The organism is Thermus sp., from assembly GCF_040290245.1.
Lineage (GTDB): Bacteria > Deinococcota > Deinococci > Deinococcales > Thermaceae > Thermus_A.
This window is the reverse complement of record NZ_PSMQ01000091.1, coordinates 1-4,472: the sequence shown is the minus strand read 5'-3', so window position 1 is coordinate 4,472 and position 4,472 is coordinate 1. Positions and strand designations below refer to the sequence as shown.

4 protein-coding genes are annotated in these 4,472 nt (G+C 64.4%); all 4 read left to right on the top strand.

The features are described from left to right. Window positions 1–175: laccase domain-containing protein (locus tag C4301_RS09340; protein ID WP_352414809.1), on the top strand; the 175-nt coding region annotated here is incomplete at its 5' end. 10 nt (window positions 176–185) lie between these two features. Beyond that, on the top strand, window positions 186–659 hold the full coding sequence (locus C4301_RS09335; RefSeq protein ID WP_352414808.1) for a YqeG family HAD IIIA-type phosphatase: 474 nt from the start codon (window positions 186–188) through the stop codon (window positions 657–659). Beyond that, on the top strand, window positions 656–3,319 hold the full coding sequence (locus C4301_RS09330; protein WP_352414807.1) for an ATPase, T2SS/T4P/T4SS family: 2,664 nt from the start codon (window positions 656–658) through the stop codon (window positions 3,317–3,319). The genes C4301_RS09335 and C4301_RS09330 overlap by 4 nt, the downstream gene beginning before the upstream one ends. 4 nt (window positions 3,320–3,323) lie before the next feature. Continuing rightward, the gene (locus C4301_RS09325) at window positions 3,324–4,439 is read left to right on the top strand and encodes a type IV pilus twitching motility protein PilT (RefSeq protein ID WP_352414806.1); all 1,116 of its coding nucleotides are present in this window, start codon (window positions 3,324–3,326) and stop codon (window positions 4,437–4,439) included. The last annotated feature ends 33 nt before the right edge of the window (window positions 4,440–4,472 follow it).

The window sequence follows — 4,472 nt, the reverse complement described above, 5'->3', positions numbered from 1 at the left end:
GCTGGACCTCCTGGCCGCGCTCGTGCTCCAAGCCAGAAGGCTGGGGATCCCTGAAGGGCAGGTTTACACGGTGGGGGTTTGCACCCACTGCGACCCCCGGCTTTTCTCCCACCGCCGCGACCAGGGGAAGACCGGGCGGATGTGGGGGGTCGTCCTCCTGGGAGGCCTTGTGTAAAGATAAAGGCATGTTCCGGCCCAAGGCCGTTCTCCCTGGTCTCACCCACCTGACCCCGGGGTTTCTAAGGGCACGGGGGCTTAAAGGGGTCATCTTGGACCTGGACAACACCCTTCTGCCCTACGAGGCGGAGGAGGTTCCCGAGGGCGTTCTGGCCTGGCTTCAGGAGCTGAAGGAGGCGGGCATCCCCCTCTACCTCCTTTCCAACGCCAGGCCTTGCCGGTTCCGACGCATCCAGGCTGCCTTGGGCCTGCCCGGCCACGCCCCCGCCTTCAAACCCTGGTTTGGCTTCCGCAAGGCCATCCGGGCCTTGGGTCTAAACCCGGGCGAGGTGGCGGTGGTGGGGGACCAGGTTTTCACCGACGTCCTGGGGGGGAACCTGGCGGGGGGGTACACGGTCCTGGTCCCTCCCCTGGCGGACCGGGAGTTCTTTTACACGCGTTTCATACGCCTGTTGGAGGCTCCTTTTAGGAGGCTGGAATGAGCGTATTGACCATTGGAGATAAGCGCCTGGGGGCCACTCTTTTGGACAAGGGCCTTTTGGACGATGAGGAGCTCCAACTGGCCCTGGAGCGCCACCAGGAGGTCGGGGGGAGTCTTGCTGAGGTCCTCGTAGACATGGGCCTCCTTTCCGAGCGCCGGATTGCCCAGGCCATAGAGGAAGCCTTCGGCATCCCCTTAGTGGACCTCACGGAGATGGAGATTCCCCCCAAGGTCCTCTCCCTCATCCCCGCGGAGAAGGCGCAAAGCCTCGGGGCCATTCCCTTTGCCTTGGACGGGGAGAGCGGGGTCCTTAGGGTAGCCTTCGTAAACCCCTTGGACACCCTGGCCCTCGAGGAGGTGGAGGACCTCACGGGGCTGGTGGTGGAGCCTTACCAGACCACTCGGAGTAGCTTCATGTACGCGTTGGCGCGCTTCTACCCCGAGCTCGGCCTGCCCCTCCCGCCCCCACCCAAGGGGGCCAGCCCAGAGGAGATGCAGCTTGGGGAGCACCTGGTGCAGAAAGGCCTCCTGGAGCCAAGGCTGTTGGAGGAGGCCTTGGTGGAACAGGAGCAGACGGGGGACCTCTTGGGCCGGATCCTCATCCGGAAAGGGGTCTCTGAGAAGGACCTGTACCAGGCTTTAGCGGAAAAGGAGGGTCTGGAGTTTTTGGAAAGCACCGACGACCTCATCCCCGAGCCCAAGGCCCTCTCCCTCCTCCTCCGCTCGGACGCCCTCCGGTACCAGGCCATTCCTGTCCGCCTACGGGGGGATAGGGTGGAAGTGGTCCTGGCCGATCCCAGGCACCGGAAGGAGGTGGAAGGCCTTTTGGGAAAGCCGGCCCGCTTCCTCCTCACCCTGCCCAAGGAGTGGGAAAAGCTCTTCCAAAGGAGCTACCCCGAGAAGGGCCGGCTGGGTGAAGCCCTGGTCCAGGAGGGAAAGCTTAGCCGCAAGGCCCTAAGGGAGGCCCTGGAAATCCAGGAAAAGATGGGCCGGTCCAAGCCCCTGGGGGAGATCCTGGTGGAGCTGGGGCTGGTCAGCGCCCAGGAGGTGGAGGAGGCCCTGGAAATCCAGCGCAAAGGGGGCGGCCGCCTCGAGGACACCTTGATCCGCTCGGGCAAGGTCTCCCCGGAAAAGCTGGCCCAGACCCTGGCCACCCAGTACGGCGTTCGCTACATCGACCCCCGGGAAAACCCACCGGACCCCTCTGCCCACCTTTATCTGGACGAGCGCCTGGCGCGAAAGTACACCGTCTTTCCCCACCACCTCGAGGGCAAGACGCTGGTGGTCCTCATGCGGGACCCAAAGAACGTCTTTGCCATAGACGACCTTACCCTGGCCCTAAGGACCAAAGGGCTTACCTTCAAACCGGCGGTGGCCACGGAGGAGAACATCATCCGGCTCATCGAGCGCTACTACGGGAAGCAGGAGCTGGGGGAGCTGGCCAAGGAGTTCGCCAAAACGCCCGCTCCCCAGGAGGAGCTCCCTTCCCAGGAACTCGACGAGACCGCGGCCCAGAAGCTGGTCAAGCAGGTCATACGGGAGGCCTATCTCCAGGAGGCCTCGGACATCCACGTGGAGCCCCGGGCCGGGGATATGATCATCCGCATCCGGGTGGACGGGGCGCTAAAGGAGTACTCCACCCTGACCAAGACCGCCTTAAACGCCGTCATCAGCGTCATCAAGATCATGGGGGGCCTGGACATCGCAGAAAGGCGCCTCCCCCAGGACGGCCGGGTCCGGTTCAAGGAGGGGGGGATCGACCTGGACCTCCGCCTCTCCACCCTCCCCACCGTCTACGGGGAGAAGGCCGTCCTCCGCCTCTTGAAAAAGGCCACCGAGATCCCCGAGATCGAAAACCTGGGCTTCGCAAAGGAGGTCTTCGAACGGTTCAGGGAAGCCATCGCCAAGCCCTACGGCCTCTTCCTTATCACCGGCCCCACAGGAAGCGGGAAGAGCTTCACCACCTTCTCCATCCTGAAGCGGATCGCCACCCCGGACAAGAACACCCAGACCATCGAGGACCCCGTGGAGTACGAGATCCCCGGGATCAACCAGACCCAGGTCAACCCCCAGGCCGGCCTCACCTTCGCCCGCGCCCTCAGGGCCTTTCTCCGGCAGGACCCGGACATCATCATGGTGGGGGAGATCCGGGACTCGGAGACGGCCAAGATCGCCACCGAGGCCGCGCTTACGGGCCACCTGGTCATCGCCACTTTGCACACCAACGACGCCGCCCAGGCCATCACCCGACTGGACGAAATGGGGGTGGAGCTCTTCAACATCTCCGCTGCCCTCATCGGGGTCCTGGCCCAGCGGCTGGTGCGGAGGATCTGCGAGGGCTGCAAGGTGGAGGTGCCCCCTGACCCCGAGGTCCTCACGAGGCTCGGCCTTAGCCAGGAGGAGCTCAAGGGCGCCCGGCTTTTCAAGGGCACCGGGTGCGCCCGGTGCAGCATGACCGGGTACAAAGGGCGGTACGCCATCCACGAGCTTCTCGTGGTGGACGACGAGATCCGCCACGCCATCGTCCAGGGCAAAAGCGCCACGGAGCTCAAGGAGCTCGCCCGAAGGAAGGGGATGCGAACCCTTAGGGAGGACGGGGTCCAAAAGGCCCTCCAGGGGATCACCACTCTGGAGGAGGTCATGGCAAAAACGGTAGACTAAGGACATGGCCAAAGCACCGGAAATCGTAGACCTCCTCTCCCTCGCCGTGGAGCGGGGGGCGAGCGACCTGGTCATCACCGTGGGCCTCCCCCCCATGCTCAAGGTGGACGGGGAGTTCCACCCCACGGAGTACGACCCCCTGACCCCAAAGGAGACCCGGGCCCTTCTTTACGCCCTCATGGACGAAAGGCAGCAGCGCATCTTCGAGGAGGAAAAGGAGCTGGACTTCTCCTTCTCCCTCCCCGGCAAGGGGCGGTACCGGGTGAACATCTTCCTCCAGCGGGGAAGCGTGGGCGGGGTCTTGCGGATTGTCCCTGCAGTCGTCAAGGGCTTTGAGGAGCTGGGACTTCCCAAAGGGATCGCGGAGATCGCCCTCTCCCCGAGGGGGCTTGTCCTCGTCACCGGCCCCACGGGAAGCGGGAAGAGCACCACCCTGGCGGCCATGGTGGACTACATCAACGAACGGCGGCGGGCCCACATCGTCACCATCGAAGACCCCATCGAGTTCTTCCACCGGCATAAAAACAGCATCGTTAATCAACGGGAGATCGGACAGGACACCAAGGACTTCGCCCGGGCTTTGCGCTCCGTTCTTCGCCAGGCCCCGGACGTGATCCTGGTGGGGGAGATGCGGGACCTCGAGACCATCCGGGCCGCGATCACCGCGGCGGAGACGGGGCATCTGGTCATGGGGACCCTGCACACCAACTCCGCCCCCGAGGCGGTGGACCGGATTGTTGACGTCTTTCCGGAAAGCGAGAAGGAGCTCGTCCGCATTCAGCTTTCCAACATCCTGGTGGCGGTCCTGACGCAGCAGCTCCTCCCCAAGGCCTTCGGCGGGGGACGGGTTCTGGCCTACGAGCTCATGATCGGCACACCGGCGGTGCGGGCCCTCATCCGGGAGGGCAAGACCGCCCAGCTCCGCTCCGTCATCCAGACCGGGGGGCAGTACGGGATGGTCACCATGGACGCCACCCTGGCCGACCTATTCAAGCGGAAGCTCATCACCTACGAGATGGGGCTTTCCAAGGCGGTGGACCCCAAGGAGTTCGCCCGGCTTGCGGGGGTGGGGGAGTTGCTTCGCGGAGCGAACACTGAGAAGGGCCCCGGTAAACTCTAAGGCATGGCGGGTTTCTTTTTGCCCGAAGGGTTT

Bases quoted from the DNA above. Each gene is read 5' to 3' on its own strand.
- C4301_RS09330 (WP_352414807.1), top strand. From the start codon at position 656: ATGAGCGTATTGACCATTGGAGATAAGCGCCTGGGGGCCACTCTTTTG.
- C4301_RS09325 (WP_352414806.1), top strand. From the start codon at position 3,324: ATGGCCAAAGCACCGGAAATCGTAGACCTCCTCTCCCTCGCCGTGGAG.
- C4301_RS09335 (WP_352414808.1), top strand. From the start codon at position 186: ATGTTCCGGCCCAAGGCCGTTCTCCCTGGTCTCACCCACCTGACCCCG.